The organism is Croceicoccus sediminis (assembly GCF_007570835.1).
Lineage (GTDB): Bacteria > Pseudomonadota > Alphaproteobacteria > Sphingomonadales > Sphingomonadaceae > Croceicoccus > Croceicoccus sediminis.
Window position 1 is genome coordinate 343,180 of record NZ_SUNC01000004.1, and the last position, 16,456, is coordinate 359,635.

The 16,456-nt window shown below is 64.9% G+C and carries 15 protein-coding genes and 1 tRNA gene; 11 read left to right on the top strand and 5 right to left on the bottom strand.

What is annotated here, in order from left to right:
* Window positions 1-60 precede the first annotated feature (60 nt).
* Window positions 61-1,935 carry an AMP-binding protein gene (locus FAX90_RS14770; RefSeq protein ID WP_240704933.1) on the top strand — a complete coding sequence of 625 codons (1,875 nt, stop codon included), beginning with the start codon at window positions 61-63 and terminating at the stop codon, window positions 1,933-1,935.
* Here the strand turns inward: FAX90_RS14770 and FAX90_RS14775 are convergent.
* Window positions 1,926-4,478, bottom strand: a complete 2,553-nt coding sequence (locus tag FAX90_RS14775; protein WP_144098180.1) for a DUF2339 domain-containing protein — start codon at window positions 4,476-4,478, stop codon at window positions 1,926-1,928. The two genes, FAX90_RS14770 and FAX90_RS14775, sit on opposite strands and share 10 nt — an antisense overlap.
* 103 nt (window positions 4,479-4,581) lie before the next feature.
* Between FAX90_RS14775 and FAX90_RS14780 the strand changes: the two genes are divergently transcribed.
* Window positions 4,582-5,205 carry a TetR/AcrR family transcriptional regulator gene (locus FAX90_RS14780; RefSeq protein ID WP_144098181.1) on the top strand — a complete coding sequence of 208 codons (624 nt, stop codon included), beginning with the start codon at window positions 4,582-4,584 and terminating at the stop codon, window positions 5,203-5,205.
* 2 nt (window positions 5,206-5,207) lie between these two features.
* Here the strand turns inward: FAX90_RS14780 and folE are convergent, their stop codons facing one another.
* The 3 genes from folE to FAX90_RS14795 form a co-directional block, all read right to left on the bottom strand.
* Window positions 5,208-5,816, bottom strand: coding sequence for a GTP cyclohydrolase I FolE (gene folE / locus FAX90_RS14785; RefSeq protein WP_144098182.1), 609 nt, complete (start codon window positions 5,814-5,816; stop codon window positions 5,208-5,210).
* Window positions 5,817-5,894: 78 nt separating this feature from the next.
* A complete protein-coding gene (gene uvrC / locus FAX90_RS14790) occupies window positions 5,895-7,850 on the bottom strand; it encodes an excinuclease ABC subunit UvrC (RefSeq protein WP_205700702.1) in 1,956 nt (651 codons plus the stop codon).
* A gap of 84 nt (window positions 7,851-7,934) precedes the next feature.
* The gene (locus FAX90_RS14795) at window positions 7,935-10,364 is read right to left on the bottom strand and encodes a TonB-dependent receptor domain-containing protein (protein ID WP_144098184.1); all 2,430 of its coding nucleotides are present in this window, start codon (window positions 10,362-10,364) and stop codon (window positions 7,935-7,937) included.
* A 226-nt stretch (window positions 10,365-10,590) separates the two neighbouring features.
* On the opposite strand from FAX90_RS14795, the gene infA reads away from it, so the two are divergent.
* From infA to FAX90_RS14835, 8 genes are all read left to right on the top strand, one after another.
* A complete protein-coding gene (gene infA, locus FAX90_RS14800) occupies window positions 10,591-10,836 on the top strand; it encodes a translation initiation factor IF-1 (RefSeq protein WP_066761159.1) in 246 nt (81 codons plus the stop codon).
* A gap of 9 nt (window positions 10,837-10,845) precedes the next feature.
* Window positions 10,846-11,421, top strand: coding sequence for a Maf family protein (locus tag FAX90_RS14805; RefSeq protein WP_144098185.1), 576 nt, complete (start codon window positions 10,846-10,848; stop codon window positions 11,419-11,421).
* Complete coding sequence (locus FAX90_RS14810) at window positions 11,414-12,388, top strand: ribonuclease E/G (RefSeq protein ID WP_144098186.1); 975 nt, start codon at window positions 11,414-11,416, stop codon at window positions 12,386-12,388. The genes FAX90_RS14805 and FAX90_RS14810 overlap by 8 nt, the downstream gene beginning before the upstream one ends.
* Window positions 12,385-12,558, top strand: coding sequence for a DNA gyrase inhibitor YacG (yacG, locus tag FAX90_RS14815; RefSeq protein ID WP_144098187.1), 174 nt, complete (start codon window positions 12,385-12,387; stop codon window positions 12,556-12,558). The genes FAX90_RS14810 and yacG overlap by 4 nt, the downstream gene beginning before the upstream one ends.
* 104 nt (window positions 12,559-12,662) lie before the next feature.
* A tRNA-Phe gene (locus tag FAX90_RS14820) sits at window positions 12,663-12,738 on the top strand.
* A gap of 91 nt (window positions 12,739-12,829) precedes the next feature.
* Window positions 12,830-13,642, top strand: coding sequence for a molybdate ABC transporter substrate-binding protein (gene modA, locus FAX90_RS14825; protein ID WP_144098188.1), 813 nt, complete (start codon window positions 12,830-12,832; stop codon window positions 13,640-13,642).
* Entirely contained in the window at window positions 13,642-14,328 is a 687-nt protein-coding gene (gene modB / locus FAX90_RS14830) for a molybdate ABC transporter permease subunit (RefSeq protein ID WP_144098189.1), read from the top strand. Before modA ends, modB begins: the two co-directional genes overlap by 1 nt.
* A complete protein-coding gene (locus FAX90_RS14835; protein ID WP_144098190.1) occupies window positions 14,318-14,941 on the top strand; it encodes an ATP-binding cassette domain-containing protein in 624 nt (207 codons plus the stop codon). The genes modB and FAX90_RS14835 overlap by 11 nt, the downstream gene beginning before the upstream one ends.
* Here the strand turns inward: FAX90_RS14835 and FAX90_RS14840 are convergent.
* On the bottom strand, window positions 14,938-15,387 hold the full coding sequence (locus FAX90_RS14840) for a MaoC/PaaZ C-terminal domain-containing protein (protein WP_170235003.1): 450 nt from the start codon (window positions 15,385-15,387) through the stop codon (window positions 14,938-14,940). The genes FAX90_RS14835 and FAX90_RS14840 overlap by 4 nt on opposite strands.
* A 193-nt stretch (window positions 15,388-15,580) precedes the next feature.
* Between FAX90_RS14840 and purC the strand changes: the two genes are divergently transcribed.
* A complete protein-coding gene (gene purC, locus FAX90_RS14845; protein WP_066761167.1) occupies window positions 15,581-16,363 on the top strand; it encodes a phosphoribosylaminoimidazolesuccinocarboxamide synthase in 783 nt (260 codons plus the stop codon).
* Window positions 16,364-16,456: the final 93 nt, after the last annotated feature.

Below are 16,456 nucleotides of genomic sequence, written 5' to 3' on the forward strand. Positions count from 1 at the left end.
GCACGATTTGGGACGCCCCATCGGCAATACCGATTGAACAGGTCTTGAGGGAGACACCGGGTGGCATACGAAAAGGCTTTCAAAACGGCGGACCGCGACCCGCAGGGGTTCTGGATGGACGTGGCGAAAACCCTGGAATGGAGCGAGGCGCCGACCATCGCCCATGACGAGGGCACCGACAGCTGGTTTCCCGATGGCAAGCTGAATACCTGCGCCAATGCGGTCGATCGCCATGTCGCGGCCGGGCGCGGATCGCAGGTTGCCGTGATCTACGAAAGCCCGATCACCGGCCGTTCGGCCAGCTTCACTTATGACGACCTGCTCGAACGCGTGTCGCGCACGGCCGGAATGCTGCGTGACGCAGGGGTAAAGGCGGGCGACCGTGTCGTGATCTACATGCCGATGGTGCCCGAAGCGCTGTTCGCCATGCTGGCCTGCGCCCGCATCGGGGCGATCCATTCGGTCGTCTTCGGCGGGTTCGCCGCCCCGGAACTGGCCAAGCGCATCGACGACTGCAAACCCGCCGCCATCATGTCGGCGTCCTGCGGGCTGGAGCCGGGGCGCACGATTGCCTACAAGCCGCTGCTCGACAAGGCGATCGAGCTATCCTCGCACAAGCCCGATGTTGCCATCATCCACCAGCGCGAGGAACTGCACGCCGACCTGGTGCCCAACCGCGACATCGACTGGCAGGCCGCCTACGACGCGGCATCGCCGACAGGTCCGGTGCCGGTGGCCAGCACCGATCCCCTCTACATCCTCTACACTTCGGGCACGACCGGCACGCCCAAGGGCGTGGTGCGCGACAACGGCGGACATGCCGCGGCGCTGGCATGGACGATGAAGAACATCTACGCGATCGATGCGGGGGACGTTTTCTGGGCCGCGTCTGACATCGGCTGGGTCGTGGGGCACAGCTATATCGTCTATGGCCCGCTGCTGGCCGGGGCGACGACGATCCTGTTCGAAGGCAAGCCCGTCGGCACGCCCGATGCCGGGATATTCTGGAACCTCGTCGACAAGCATCAGGTCAAGTCGCTGTTCACCGCGCCCACCGCGATCCGTGCCATTCGCCGCGCCGATCCCGACGGCGAGTTCATCGCGCATGCCAGCCTCGACAGCCTTAGCGCCCTGTTTCTTGCAGGCGAACGCGCCGATCCCGACACGCTGCTGTGGATCGCGGAAAAGCTGGGCAAGCCGGTGATCGACCACTGGTGGCAGACCGAACTGGGCTGGCCCGCCATCGCCACGTGCTTCGGCCTTGGCGAAACACATATCAAGCCGGGCAGTGCAGGCCGCGCGGTTCCGGGCTATCGCTTCAAGGTCAAGGACGAAGCGGGCGAGGACGCGGCCCCCGGCAAGGTCGGCACCCTGCTGATCGAACAGCCGCTGCCGCCAGGTAATTTCCGCGCGCTTTGGAACAACCCCGAAAAATTCGCATCGGGCTTTGTCGATTTTCCCGGCCACTACACCACCGGCGATGCCGGCATGATCGACGAGGATGGCTTCATCCACATCATGGGCCGCACCGACGATATCATCAACGTCGCCGGACACCGGTTGTCGACCGGGCAGATGGAAGAAGTCGTCGCCAATCACCCCGCGGTCGTCGAATGCGCCGTTGTCGGCGCGGCAGATGAACTGAAGGGCGAAATGGCGGTCGCCTTCGTCATCACGCGCGGCGGGACCGGCGATCTCGACGCGGTGAAAAAGGACATCGTACGCACCATCCGTGAGGATATCGGCCCGATCGCGTCCCCGCGCGACGTATTCTTCGCCGATGCGCTGCCCAAGACCCGTTCGGGCAAAGTCCTGCGCAACCTGCTTCGCGCGATCCTCAACGGTGACGAGATCGTGGTGCCCCAGACCATCGAGGACCCATCGGTCATCGACGGCTTGATCGAACTGGCCGCGCCTCAGCCTGCTCAGGGTTGAGGCGCGTCCTGCCGGGGCCGAGCCAATATGCGCGAGTAGAACCAGCCGATCCCGATCAGGCTGAAGCCCAATGCCAGGAAGCTGGCGATGCGGGCCAATCCTTCCAGCACGGCGGCATCGACGATAAACACCTTGCCGACCGCCAGGATCATCAGGACGAGCGATCCGATACGCCAGGTCCGATCCTCACGGCGCGCGCCCCACAGCAGGTATCCGATGGCCAGCACGATGCCCGATAGCGAGCGCAGGAGATCCTCCCCCTGCCCCATCGGCTGTGCCGTCAGGATCGTGCCGCTGAAGCCCTGACGCAGCAGGGTAATGGCCAGAACCGGCAGCAGCACCATGATCGCGATGTCGGCCGCCCGGCGCCATTGCGGCGAGGAAACGGACTTGCCGATGACCAGCGCAGCAATCGCAACGCCGTATGCGGCAAGGGCGAGGTTTGCCACCGGCATCGGGCCAACCGCCTGCGCAGTGCCCAAGGGGTTGTGCCACAGGAACGTGAACCAGCCGAAGTGGGCAAGCGCAGCGGCCAGAAGGGCGATAGCGACCATGCGGGCAAAGGCGATGCGATCCCGAACCTGAAAAAGGGCGAAGGCGGCCGCGACGAGCAGGGCTTCCCAGACAGTCCTTTCGGCAAGGCCGTAAGTCACGAAGCGGGTATAACCGTCGATCGCGAAGCCGAGCTTGTAGAAGCTGTGCAGCGCGATCACCGCACCTGCCCCGCCAAGGACGGCCATCGCCTGTACGACGCGGGCTCTACCGATGCCGGTCTGCCTGTACGCCACGACGAGTGTCGCCAGAACACCAGGCACCAGGTAGCGCATGGTATCCTGCCAGCTTTCAAGGTCGGACAGGAAGAACGGTTCCCCCACCAGCGCATCCAGCCCCGCGTCGATCCATGCGATCAGGGGGAAGACTGCAAAGGCTGCGGCCACCCCGGCAAACGTCCGCGCGGCGGCGACACGGCGCGGCAGGCCAAGGGCAAGGGCAATCGCCGCCAGCGCACAGGCGATCGCGCCCCAGTCATCATGCAGAACTTGCGAGAAGGCGACGACGCAAGTCATCGCGGCGGAAAATTCCAGCAGCCAGACCTTCCAGCCGCCATCGGGCGAAAGGCGCGATGCGGCCAGCGCGGGCAGCGCCGCAAGGGCCAGCGAAACCGCGCCCAGCACCGGCAGGAAGTCGTGGAAGACATCGCCGAACTGCCACGTCGCGGCGAGCGCGAGGCCGGGGGCAAAGCCTGCGACCTGCACGACGTCGGCGCGAAGCCGCTCGCCCCGCCAGATATGGAACAGCGGGACCACAGCGAAAATCGCCGCCATCGCCCCGCCGATCAGGGCGAATTCGCCCTCTTCCGGGTTAGGCCAGAATGCCAGCATGAAAATCGCGATCGCGGCGGCCAGTGCTTGGGGATCGCGCAATTCGGTCTTTTTCCACGCAAGGAAAGCCAGCGCGCCGCCGAGCAGGACATAGAGCCCCCACGCCAGCAGCGAATAGCCGCCCTGATCGATCAGGATCGCCATCTGCAGCGCGGCAAACGCCCCTGCCCCCGCACGCAGCCAGTGGCGGAACGGGACTTCGCCCAGCGCAGTCGGCAGCACCGCGCCGACCCCGATCAGGTAGACGCCGACGAAAAGCTGGTCGGCGAAAGTCAGGTCCTGCGAAAACAGCAGCAGCAGGCCCCAGAGCAGGCCGCCACCCATCGCCGCCGCACCCAGCCAGGGGCGCTGCTGGCGATTGCCGGTCAGCACCAGCCCCGCCGATACGAGCGCGAGATAGATCGACAGGATCGGCAAGTTGGCTTCGTCCGCCGACACCATCATGGGTGCAGCAAACCCGCCCAGCAGGCCCAGAACCGCACAAGGCAGGCCGAACCGGAACGACAGGTAGATCGCGCCCGCCGTCACCGCCGCAAGCCCCGCAAAGGCGAAGCCCGCACCGATCAGCCCGTATCCCGTACCGGCAAGGTAGAAACAGGCATAAAGCGTCGCGATCCCCGCCCCCGCCAGCGCCTGCGGCACGCGAATGTCGGCGATACGCTCTGCCATCTTCTCGGCCACGAAGGCCCCGCCGATCAGCGTGCCACCGAAAAGGAAGCCCATGAACACGCGGACCGAAGGCGACAACAGGCCCAGTTCGATCGCGTACATGACAAGGAAGAAGCCCGCGATGGCGAGCGTGATGCCGCCCGCCCATATCGGAAGCTGTCGGCCGAACAGGTCTTCGAAATTGAAGGCGATGCCGGGCTTTTCATCCGATACTGTGGTCGTGGCAGCGGGTCTTGATGTCATGGAGGAAACGCTGCCCGTGACGCGGGCGACGGCGCGTCTGACCCGCGGCACCGTGGTTGCCGCCGCCGGTTCGGGCTGTGCGGAGTGTTCCGCCACAGGCTCTACAACGGGCATGGCCGCCTCTTCCATGGGAACGACAGGCCGGCGGCCCAGCATTTCCTGCATCGACAGCCGTTCTTCCAACCGTTCGACCCTGCGCCACAACTGGTACAGCGTAACGCCCATCCCGATGATGATCAGCCATTCCATCACGTTCGTCCTTCCCCTTCGTCGCGGCGGAGATAACCGATTACTGAACGGTGTTCAATATATTTATTGGACAGTGTTCATTTGTTTGGCTAGACCGCTCTTCATGGGACGCAGATCGGATCATACACGAGAGGAATTGCGCGCGCTCTTCATCTTGGAAGGGCACGCCCACTTGGCGCAGGCGGGCCTTGCGAAATTCTCGGGGCGCGAGGTCGCGAAGCGTGTCGGCTATTCGGTCGGCACGATTTCAAACCTGTTCGGATCAGTCGATGGCCTGATCGCCGCGATCAATTCGCGCAGTTTCGAGATATGGGCGCAGATCCTGCGCGAACGGATGGACTGCGCGCAAGAGGACCGGATCGCCGCGCTGGTCGATGGCTACTTCGCCTTTGCCGAACACTCGCCCGAACTCTGGTCCGCGATCTATGCGCACCGACTGCCCGAGGGGATGGACCTTCCCGAAGAGGACAAGGCCCGCCGCGCCGGACTGACCCAGATCGTAGAGGACGAAATCCGCGCCGTGCTACCCACAGGGACAGAGGCCGATGTCGTGCGCCTCGCCCGCTCGCTGGTCGCCGTCGTGCACGGCCATTGCAGCTTCGTCGTGTCGGGAAGCTTCGCGCTTCTGGAAGAACCCGACCCCCAGGGCGCCGCCCTCGCCCGCGTGCGGGAGAGTTTGGCCGCGCACGGGTATCAGGCGGGTGATTTCAGGCCAAGGGCGACCTGAAATCAGTAGCCCATCAGGGACAGCACTTCCTTCCGGCTGCGCTGATCTTCGAGGAACGTGCCCATCATCCGGCTAGTCGTCATGGCAACGCCGGGGGTGCGCACGCCGCGCGCGGTCATGCAGGCATGGCTCGCCTCGATCACCACGGCAACGCCATGCGGCTTCAGGTGGTCCCAGATGCACTGCGCGACTTCGGCGGTCAGGCGTTCCTGGATCTGCAAGCGGCGGGCAAAGCCGTGGAGAACGCGCGCCAGCTTGGAAATGCCGACGACGTGATCCCTCGGCAGATAGGCGATGGCCGCCTTGCCGATGATCGGGGCCATGTGGTGTTCGCAGTGCGACTGGAACGGGATATCCTTCAAGAGGACGACCTCGTCATATCCGCCCACTTCCTCGAAAATGCGGGACAAGTGGATGGCCGGGTCTTCCTGATAACCGACGCAATATTCCTTCCACGCGCGCGCCACGCGCTTGGGTGTGTCGATCAGGCCCTCACGCTCCGGATCGTCGCCGGACCAGCGGATCAGCGTGCGGATCGCTTCCTGCACGTCGTCGGGCACCGGCGGTTTGCCGAGCGGATTGTCTTCATCAGGGCCTACGAGGCTGCTCATCATTGTCTCCCGGAACTGCCGCCTATCTAGGCACCCGCCCCTGTTTTGCCAGTATCGATCGGTGCAAAAGCCTGTGTGTCAGCCGTTCGGATGGTAGAAATCGTATATCTGCCGCGCCACGGCGGCCGACACACCCGGCACGCGGCGCAAATCCTCAAGCCCGGCCGCGCGCACTTTGCCCGCCGTGCCGAAATGCAGCAGCAGCGCCCGCTTTCGCGCGGGGCCGATGCCGGGAATCTCGTCCAGCGGGCTGGCCTGTATGGCACGGCTGCGCTTGGCACGGTGAGCGCCGATGGCGAACCGGTGCACTTCATCGCGCAAGCGTTGCAGATAGAACAGGACCGGTGAATTGGTGGGCAGCGTCTTTTCGCGCCCGTCGGGAAAATGGAACACCTCGCGGCCTTCGCGGCCATGGTGCGGCCCCTTGGCTACGCCGACGACGTTGACGTCCTCGATGCCCAGTTCCTCCAGCGTGTCCATCACCGCCGACACCTGCCCCTTGCCGCCGTCGACAAGGACGAGGTCGGGCCACATCCCGTCGCCTTTCCCTTGTGTGGCGCGGTCGGGGTCTTCCTTCAGCGCGCGGCTGAAGCGGCGTTCCATGACCTCGCGCATCATGCCAAAGTCGTCGTTGGTCTGCGCCTTCTTGATGTTGAACTTGCGGTACTGGTTTTTCAGGTACCCTTCCGGCCCGGCCACGATCATCGCGCCGACCGAATTGGTCCCCTGAATGTGCGAGTTGTCGTAAACCTCGATCCGCTGCGGGATGTCCGGCAGGTCGAGGAACTCCGCCGTTTCGCGCAAGGTCGCAGCCTGCGTGCTGGTTTCGGCCAGCCTGCGCTCCAGCGCCTCGACCGCGTTGCGGGCGGCCTGTTCCAGCAACCGGCGGCGGTCCCCGCGCTGCGGCACGCTGATCGACACGGCACGCCCTGCGCTTTCGCAGAACGCTTCTTCAAGCAGTTCGCGGTCCGGCAATTCGCGGTCGACCAGGATGGTCTTTGCGGGCGGCACTTCTTCATAGAACTGGGCGAGGAAGGCGGAGAACACCGCCTCTTCCTCAAGCCCCTCGGTATGGCGGGGGAAGAACGCGCGGTGACCCCAGTTCTGCCCGCCGCGAATAAAGAAAGCCTGTATCCCGACCTGCCCGCCCTTCGTCGCCATAGCAAAGACATCGGCATCGCCGACGCCAGCCGCGTTGATCGCCTGGCTGCCCTGAATGAAAGTGGCCGCGCGCAAACGATCGCGCAGCATTGCCGCGGTTTCGAAATCGAGCGCTTCGGCAGCTTTTGCCATCTGCGTCTCGATCTTGGCCTGGACCGCACTCGACTTGCCGGCAAGAAAGTCCTTCGCCTCGCCCACCAACTCGGCATATCCGGCTTCGTCTATGCGGCCCACGCACGGGGCCGAACACCGCTTGATCTGGTAAAGCAGGCAGGGCCGGTCGCGGCGTGAGAAGAAGCTGTCGGTGCAGCTGCGCAAAAGAAACAGTTTCTGCAGCGCATTGATCGTGGTGTTGACCGAACCGGCACTGGCAAACGGGCCGTAATAATTGCCCTTGGCCCGGCGTGCGCCGCGGTGCTTCATGATGCGCGGATAGGAATGATCGGACCGCAGCAGGATGAAGGGGAAGCTCTTGTCGTCGCGCAAAAGCACGTTGTACGGCGGGCGATAACGCTTGATCAGCTGCGCTTCGAGCAGGAGCGCCTCGGCCTCTGAATTCGTCGTCACGATCGTCATCGACCGCGTCTGCGCGACCATGCGCTTCAACCGCATCGGCAGGCGTTCGACTTGCGTGTAGTTCGCCACGCGGTTCTTCAGTGCGCGTGCCTTGCCGACATAGAGCACGTCGCCGCGCGCATCCTGCATGCGGTAGACGCCGGGTTTCGGCTTCAGCGTGCGCTGCACTTCGCGGATGGCCTTGACCCCGGCCTCGATATCCGGCTGCGACCCGCGCACGGCGGCAGTCGCCTTCTCTTCCAGAAAGCGTTCGCTGCCCGTGGGTGTGGGCGGGGTTCCGGCCTTTGCGCGCGACATGGGCTTTCCAGATAGGAATCGCAGGCGGCGAAGGGAACCGTCATCCGCCCGTTTGGCCCCGGATTTCGCGCGGGGATGAAAGCCCTAGAACCGTTTCCGGAAATCCAGTTCGATGAAACGGCCCTTCGGGTCGGTAAAATCGGGCAAGTAGCTCACCGGGACCACGCCGTTCTCGTCCGTCACGCGCTGCTGTGCGTCGAAGATATTGTCGACGCGGATCGAAAAGCGGCTGCCTTTCAGGAAATCGATATCCTTGAACTGCCGCTCAAGGTCCACGAACAGCCGCGCATCGAACGTCGCATAAGGATTGAAGTCGAGCGAGGTCGACCCCGTCGCCGTACTGCCGTCGACGCTCGATCCGCCGTAGTAATTGCCCGACAGACGCAGGCCGATGCCGTTATAATATACGCCGCCCCGCATTTCGACTTCGTGCCGTGCGGTCGGGCTGCTCGATAGCGAATCGCCGTCCAGCAGGTCCAGCAATGGGCCATTCGCGCCGATCAGCACGTCCTGTTGCAGGCGCCACGTGTGGTAGAGCGCAAGGCTCCACCGTCCGCCACTGCGTCTTCCGGGCATACCCATGCTCGGCCCCCGCTTTCGGTTGCCGCGATTTCCCGCCTCGTCCTCCTTGCCCGCGATCCGGTCCGATATGTCGATGCCGTAACGGATGCGCTGACCGTTCTGGCTGGCGAAAGTCACCGCGCGCTGGTCGATGGATAGCAGGTTGCCGTTATCGTCGCGCACGACCCGGCCCGGGAACGCGGCCTCGATCGCGGGGGTCAGCACCGGGAAGGCAGAGGACACGTTCGTCGAATTCTCGTCATAATATTCGACGATGAAGCGCGAACGCTGAAGCACCGGCAGGTCCCAGTTCAGCGAGAATTTCCAGTCCTTCTGCTTTTCCGCGACAAGATCGGGATTGCCGCCCGAAAGCACGTCGACCAGAACTGTCTGCCCGGTCGTGAAGTCGTAGACGGTGACCCCCGTCGTTATGACCTGCGGCGCACCAAGCTGGCTGAGCGAGGGTGCTGCCTCCCGGTAGATGTAGCTGGCCTGCAGGTCGAGCTTGTCGGTCACGCCCCAGGTCAGGCCCGCACTGCCATCGAACAAGGTGCCGAAATCCGACAGGTGATTGACCCCGCCCGACAGGTCGAGTGTGAGGTCGCCGATGGCGGAAAGCACACCCTCTCGCCTGCTGGCAATCGGCAGGCCAAGGGAGATACCGCCGCTGGCATCGCCGCGCGTCAACCTTGCATCGCTTGACGGATTGCGGGTGTCAGAACTGTCGATGTCATCCCAGTCGTAGCCCGCTTTCACCACCAGCGAAATCTCGCCCGCAGGCAGGACCACGGGGTGCCCGGTCAGGGTGACGAGCGACGAGACGGATTCGGTGTTCGTGTCGGCCCGGTAGGTGTCGCGCGCGCTCACCAGTCCGCTGTTCAACAGGGTCGCGGTCGGTGCGTCGAAGGCAATCGTGCCCGCCGCCACCGCGTCCCGCAGCGCGCTGGTATCGGCGCTGGCGTCGGTGAACGTGCGCGTCTCGTCATGCGCCCAATTGGTCGTTGCCGTCAGGCCCCAGTCGCCCAGCCGCGTGTCGTAGCTCGCGCCCAGTTCGAAGCCCTCGCTCTTCGTGTCGCGCACGCGCGGGCCGAAACCTGCGTCCACGTCATAAAGCGTGCGATAGGCGCTGTTGCCATTCGCGTCGGTCAGCGTCACCGCGTCCAGCCCGCGCCACGACAGGCTGTCCGACCGCGTTGCCGTGGCGCTAAGGGTGATGGCCCCGCCCAGCCCGCCTTCGCCAAGGCTCTTGCTCCAGTTGGCGTTGAGCTGCAGGTCGCGGCTGTCGGCCACCAGCGAGCGGTAGGCCGCCGGATCGGCGTCGCCTGCCAGCGGCACCGCACTGACTGAGGAAACGTCCCGCTCCGCCTCAGTCAGCATCGAGCTGTCTTCGGCCTCGAAAGCGAGGTTGAGCCGGTTGTCCCCATCGATCCGCAGGAACGATCCCTCGATCTCGTTGGTCGAATAGCCGCCGCCCGAGGGAAAGCCGTATTCGGCATCTGCGCTGAGCGAAACGAAGTTGTCCTTCAGGATGAAGTTCACGACGCGCTGGTCCGGGCGGAAGCCATAGCGCAGGGCCACTTCTTCGGGCAGGATTTCGACCTGCCGGATCGCTTCGGGCGGATAGTTGCGCATCTCGCGAAAGCCGGTGACCCGTCGCCCATTGACCAGGAATGCAGGTCTGCCGCCGCCGCGCCCGCGGGCAGAGCCGGTCTGCGGGGCCAGTTCGTCAATCAGCTCGGCCAGCGAGGAGACACCGTAGCTGGCGATCTCGTCTTCCCCGATCACCGCGATGGGCGCCTGCGGTGCCTCGACCTGTCCGCGAATACGCTCTGCCGTGACGACGATCTCGTTGTCGTCCATCTCGATATCGGGGGCATCCTGCGCGAGGGCGGGCGCGGCGGACAAGGCGATGACAAGCACTGCGCTGCTGGTCAGGAAAGGGGTCGATTTCATGGCCCTTAGCTGGCGATGCCGCCGATCCGTCACAAGTCGCCACGCGTATCAGATTGTCGCATCCCGCTGTGATCCTGGCGAAATCGCGTTTGCCGGCGAGGGCGGTTCACAACCGGCCTCAATTGAAAAAGCGGCTTGGGCTTCCCATTTCGCGCAGGTGCGGCTAAAGGCGCGCCCACGTTTTTCGAACATTATGAAGTGAAAGGAAGGGCGCAAGCAGCCCCTTATGGCCAAAGAAGAACTCCTTGAAATGCGCGGCACGGTTGTCGAACTGCTGCCCAACGCCATGTTCCGGGTGCGGCTGGAAAACGATCACGAGATTCTCGGCCACACTGCCGGCAAGATGCGCAAGAACCGCATCCGCGTGCTGGTGGGCGACGAAGTCCTGGTCGAACTCACGCCGTACGACCTTACCAAGGGTCGCATCACTTACCGCTTCATGCCCGGTCGCGGCGGCCCCGGTCCGCAGTAATCCGCGGCCATGGCGCCCCTGCGCCTCATCCTCGCCTCTGCCAGCCCGCGCCGCCGCGATCTGATCGCGCGGCTTGGGCTGGAACCTGACGGCGTTGCCCCCGCCGACATCGACGAAAATCCGCACAAGGGCGAATTGCCCCGGCCCTATGCCGCGCGCATGGCGCGTGAAAAGGCTACGGCCGCCGCGCGCGAAGATGCCCACGTGCTGGCCGGCGATACGGTCGTCGCCGTTGGACGGCGCATCCTGCCCAAGGCGGAAGACGCCGAAACTGCGCGTGAATGCCTTCGTTTAATGAGCGGGCGGCGTCACCGCGTCCTGTCCGCCATTGCCCTGCGCGCGCCCGACGGCACGATGCGCGAACGGCTGTCCGAAACCGTCGTGCGCTTCAAACCGCTGCACGATCAGGAAATCGCCGCCTACATCGACAGCGGCGAGTGGGAGGGCAAGGCCGGTGGCTATGCCATCCAGGGCCGCGCCGAGGGGCTGATCGCCTGGATCGAGGGCAGTCATTCGGGCGTCGTCGGCCTGCCGCTGTTCGAAACTCGCGCCTTGCTGAAATCTGCAGGTTTCCCGATTGGCTGAGTGGCTGATCGAAGACGGGATCGGCGAGACCCGCGCGATCCGGATCGAATCCGGCGAAATCGTCGCTGCAAAAGTCGCATGGCCGGGCGAACTGGCCGCAGGCTCCGTTGTGGAGGCCAAGCTGGCCTCTCGCCCGGCAGGGTCGAAGCGCGGCACGGCGGTCCTGACTGACGGCACCGAAGTGCTGGTCGACCGCTTGGCCAAGGACGCCAGCGAAGGCGCATCGATCCGAATCGAGGTGACCCGCGCCGAAATCGGCGAAGGCAGCCGCACCAAGCGCGCACAGGCCCGCCCGACGGACAAACCCCTGCGCCCCGCCCCGACACTGGCCGACACTCTGAAGGCAGAAGGCCACGCGGTGCGCGCAGTCCACCGTTTCCCGGCCGATGGCTGGGACGATCTTGCCTCGGATGTGCTCGATGGCGTGATGGCTTTCGACGGCGGCTCGCTGATCCTGTCGCCCACCCCTGCGATGACGCTGATCGATATCGACGGCGCGCTGGCGCCAGGGCCGCTCGCGCTTGCCGCCGTGCCCACGATTGCCGACGCGCTGCGCCGGTTCGACATCGGCGGATCGATCGGCGTCGATTTCCCCACGATAGAGGCCAAGGCCGATCGCCGCGCGGTCGACGACGCGCTGGAAAAGGCGCTGTCCGGCTTCGCGCACGAACGCACCGCGATGAACGGGTTCGGCTTCGTGCAGATCGTATCGCGCCTCACCGGCCCTTCGATCCTCCATCGCTATCGCCGCCACCGCATGGCATCGCTGGCCCGCCTGCTGGTGCGGCGCGCGGAAGGCGTGACAGAGCCGGGCACGCTGGTCCTGCACTGTCATCCGGCCATCGCCAGCTTCATTTCGGACGACTGGCGCGCGCAGCTCGCTCGCCGGACCGGAAGGCAAGTGCGGATCGAATCAGATGGCGCTCTTGCACCGCACGCCGGTTTCGCGCAGGCGGTTTCGTCATGACGACCGCGAAGAAATGCCCGATCTGCGGCAAGCCCCGCAAACAGGAACACACCCCCTTCTGCTCGACCCGCTGCCGCGACCGCGACCTCGCGAAATGGCTGGATGACGGCTATGCGATCCCCGGCGAACCGGCCCGCGTCCCGACCGGCGAAGAGGATGAGGATTATTGATGAAATAGGGGCTGGACAGGCGGCGCGGCTTTGGCCATATGCGCCGCTCCCGTCGCCGGACACATGGTTTGTCCCTTACGCGACGCGGCCTGCCGCAAGGCAATGCCCGGGTAGCTCAGTTGGTAGAGCATGCGACTGAAAATCGCAGTGTCGGCGGTTCGATTCCGTCCCCGGGCACCACTTTCCCAAGACGGAAATACGCATGCGCCGATCGCGCGCCATTCTGCCTTACCGGGGCATCACATCCTTTTATATCAAAAGCTGAACGGCTATGCGTGACGCCATGCGCATCATCGCCGCTGCCCTTGCCTTCTTCGCAACCCTTTCGCTGGCCGCTTGCGGATCGCAGCCCGAACCGCGTGCACCGCTGGTCCTGGCCGCGGCCAGCACGCAGGAGGCGATGACCGAGGCGGCGAAGACCTGGGCCGCCAAGGGCAACCTTGAACCCACGTTGTCCTTTGCGGGCAGCGGTGCCCTCGCCCGCCAGATCGCGACGGGCGCACCGGCGGACCTGTTCGTTTCGGCCGACACGCGCTGGATGGACTGGCTCGACAGCACGGTCCCCTTGCGCGAAGGGAGCCGCGCGATTGTGGCCACCAATTCGCTCGTCCTCATCGCGCCGAACGACAGCGATGTCTCGTTTCCCGCCAAGGGCGATTGGGCCGATGCCCTCGGAAACGGGCGGCTGGCCATCGCCGATCCGATAGCAGTACCAGCGGGCCGATATGGCAAGGCGGCGCTGATCTCCATCGGTGCGTGGGACCAAGTGAAGGACAAGGTGGCACAAACCGCCGACGTGCGCGCCGCGCTCAACCTCGTCAGCCGCGGCGATGCGCCGCTGGGCGTCGTTTACAGCAGCGATGCCGTCGCCGATCACGGCGTCAGGATCGTGGGCCGCTTTCCAGACGAAAGCCATGCCCCGATCACCTATCCCATCGCCATCCCCGCCCGGTCGCAAACCGAGGGGATAGAGGAATTCCGCGACTTCCTTCTCTCGCCCGAAGGACAGTCGATCTTCGCGAAATACGGCTTCGGTCCGCCGCCTATAGAAGGCAGCGCCGAGGAAGCAGAGCCGGAAGGCTGATGCTGACCCCGGTCGAGTGGGCGATTGTCGGCCTTTCGCTCAAAGTCGCGGCCGCCGCGATCGTCCTCACCCTCCCCGTCGCCTTTGTGCTGGCGTGGCTCCTGGCGCGAAAGCGGTTTCCGGGGCGCATGCTGCTCGACACGCTGGTCCACTTGCCGCTGGTGCTTCCGCCAGTGGTCACCGGATGGCTGCTGCTGCTGTTCTTCGGCGCGAACGGCTGGGGCGGGCGTATGCTTTCGGCGCTGTTCGGCACGACGCTGATGTTCCGCTGGACCGGCGCGGCGCTGGCGGCGGGGATCATGGCCCTGCCGCTGATGGTCCGCGCCATCCGACTTTCGCTGGAGGCGATAGACACGCGCCTTGAAAGCGCGGCACGCACGCTGGGCGCATCGCCCTTACGTGCTTTCGCCTCGATCACCCTGCCGCTGGCCCTGCCCGGTATAGGCGCGGCGGTCGTGCTGGGTTTTGCACGGTCGCTGGGCGAATTCGGCGCGACGATCACGTTCGTCTCCAACATACCGGGCGAAACACGCACCCTGCCGCTGGCGATCTACACCGCGCTGCAGGTGCCGGGGGCCGAGGAAAGCGTCACACGCCTGGCCATCGCATCGGTCGTGCTGTCGCTGGTGGCATTGCTGATCTCGGAGTGGCTGGTCCGCAAGGGAGGGCGCAGCCATGTCCTTTAACGTCGACCTGACCGTTCCGCGCGGGCGGCGCACCGTGTCGGTCCGCATTGCCCCGGCACCGGGGATCACCGCGCTGTTCGGGCCGTCCGGTATTGGCAAGACGACCGTGCTGGACGCGGTTGCAGGTCTCGTCCGCCCGGCATCGGGGCATGTGCGCATTGGCGAAACGACGTTGTTCGATGCAGATACGGGCCTGTCGCTTGCGCCCGAAAAGCGCGGCTGCGGTTACGTGTTTCAGGATGGCCGCCTGTTTCCGCACAAATCGGTGCGCGACAACCTGCTATACGGATGGGCCCTCGCACCAGAGGATCGCCGTTTCATGGATCTTCGCGAGGCGACCGAATTCCTCGGCATCGGCGCATTGCTGGACCGGTCGGTCCGCCACCTGTCCGGCGGCGAGGCGCAGCGGGTCGCCATCGGGCGAGCGCTCTTGTCGGGGCCACGCGCGCTGCTGATGGACGAGCCGCTATCCTCGCTCGACGCTGACAGGCGCGACGGTATCCTGCGCGTGATCGAGCGTATCCGCGACGACCTGGCCCTGCCGATCCTGTACGTCAGTCACGACCGCGCGGAAGTGGACCGCCTCGCCTCGCAAGTCGTGGAACTGGCCTAACCGCGCTTTAGCAAGACCCAGCGGGCGACCATCGCGGGCCTCTCACCGCCCTCCACCTCGATCTCCACGTCCAGTGTGATCCGCAGGCCCGTCTTCACCCGCTCTCGCCCGGCCTCGCGGAACCGTGCGCGGATGCGGCTATCCGTCGGCACCGGCGCGATGAAGCGCAGGCTGTCAAAGCCATAGTTCAGGAGATTCGGTTCATCGCCCAGCGGATGCCCGCTGTCGGCCAGTAACGGTGCCAGCAGCGAGACCAGCAGGAACCCATGCGCGATCGTTCCCGATAGGCCGGATGCGCGGGCCGCGTCCTCGTCCACGTGGATCGGGTTCCAGTCCTCGGTCAGGTCGGCAAACTGTTCGACCAGTCCAGAGCCGACTTCCATCCAGTCGGTCAGCCAGACCTCTCCGCCTGCCGAGCCAGCCCCCCGATCTCCCGCTTCGTCCATCCGCGTAAAGCCCCTTGCAACCCTGCCGCGCAGGGTAAGCGTGGCAAACGCATCAGGACAAGCCGCATCGGCTTTGCTTTTGCACCTCGTTCGCTTATAGGGCGGGCAAGACGCCCCGGCAGTTTCCGGTTGACGCCATCTGACGGGCGGCCGGCAAGGCCGGGGCTTGGTTTTTGCGAAGAAAGTCCAGCCCATGTCGCGTCGCCGCCAGATCTACGAAGGCAAGGCCAAGATCCTGTACGAAGGCCCCGAACCGGGCACCATCATCCAGTATTTCAAGGACGATGCCACCGCGTTCAACGCCCAGAAAAAGGGCACGATCAACGGCAAGGGCGTGATCAACAACCGCATCAGCGAGTTCGTGTTCACCCGCCTGTCGCACATCGGCATCCCCACGCACTTCATCCGCCGCCTCAACATGCGCGAACAGCTCGTCCGTCAGGTCGAGATCATCCCGCTCGAGGTCGTGGTCCGCAACGTTGCGGCCGGTTCCATTTCCAAGCGCCTTGGCCTCGAAGAAGGCGAACCGCTGCCCCACACGCTGATCGAATATTACTACAAGGACGACGCGCTGGGCGATCCGCTGATCGCGGAAGAACACATCGCGTGCTTCGGCTGGGCCTCGAACGAGGAAATGCAGGACATGTCGTCGATGGCGATCCGCATCAACGACTTCCTGTGCGGGATGTTCGCGGGCGTCGGCATCCGCCTGGTCGATTTCAAGCTCGAATTCGGCCGTATCTGGGACGGCGACTACAGCCGCGTGATCCTGGCCGACGAAATCAGCCCCGACGGTTGCCGCCTTTGGGACATGGCCACCAACGAAAAGCTGGACAAGGACCGGTTCCGCCGCGACCTTGGCGGGGAAGAGGATGCCTATCAGGAAGTGGCGCGCCGCCTTGGCGTGTTGCAGGAAGATGGGCCCAGTGAAGTCGCGGACATCGCGGCGCACCGGAAGCTCAGAGGAAAGAAGTAATCAAAAAACGGCACGTTACGGGAACCTGGGTCGCTCTAGCCGCCCTTCTGCTGACATCCTGCACCACGGCGACGGACGAAACCGTCGTCGCCG

What these genes read in the sequence shown, in the direction of transcription:
- FAX90_RS14775 (WP_144098180.1), bottom strand. Translation starts at nt 4,478, where the DNA reads ATGGAATGGCTGATCATCATCGGGATGGGCGTTACGCTGTACCAGTTG.
- FAX90_RS14780 (WP_144098181.1), top strand. Translation starts at nt 4,582, where the DNA reads ATGGGACGCAGATCGGATCATACACGAGAGGAATTGCGCGCGCTCTTC.
- folE (WP_144098182.1), bottom strand. Translation starts at nt 5,816, where the DNA reads ATGAGCAGCCTCGTAGGCCCTGATGAAGACAATCCGCTCGGCAAACCG.
- uvrC (WP_205700702.1), bottom strand. Translation starts at nt 7,850, where the DNA reads ATGTCGCGCGCAAAGGCCGGAACCCCGCCCACACCCACGGGCAGCGAA.
- FAX90_RS14795 (WP_144098184.1), bottom strand. Translation starts at nt 10,364, where the DNA reads ATGAAATCGACCCCTTTCCTGACCAGCAGCGCAGTGCTTGTCATCGCC.
- infA (WP_066761159.1), top strand. Translation starts at nt 10,591, where the DNA reads ATGGCCAAAGAAGAACTCCTTGAAATGCGCGGCACGGTTGTCGAACTG.
- FAX90_RS14805 (WP_144098185.1), top strand. Translation starts at nt 10,846, where the DNA reads ATGGCGCCCCTGCGCCTCATCCTCGCCTCTGCCAGCCCGCGCCGCCGC.
- yacG (WP_144098187.1), top strand. Translation starts at nt 12,385, where the DNA reads ATGACGACCGCGAAGAAATGCCCGATCTGCGGCAAGCCCCGCAAACAG.
- modA (WP_144098188.1), top strand. Translation starts at nt 12,830, where the DNA reads ATGCGTGACGCCATGCGCATCATCGCCGCTGCCCTTGCCTTCTTCGCA.
- modB (WP_144098189.1), top strand. Translation starts at nt 13,642, where the DNA reads ATGCTGACCCCGGTCGAGTGGGCGATTGTCGGCCTTTCGCTCAAAGTC.
- FAX90_RS14835 (WP_144098190.1), top strand. Translation starts at nt 14,318, where the DNA reads ATGTCCTTTAACGTCGACCTGACCGTTCCGCGCGGGCGGCGCACCGTG.
- FAX90_RS14840 (WP_170235003.1), bottom strand. Translation starts at nt 15,387, where the DNA reads ATGGACGAAGCGGGAGATCGGGGGGCTGGCTCGGCAGGCGGAGAGGTC.
- purC (WP_066761167.1), top strand. Translation starts at nt 15,581, where the DNA reads ATGTCGCGTCGCCGCCAGATCTACGAAGGCAAGGCCAAGATCCTGTAC.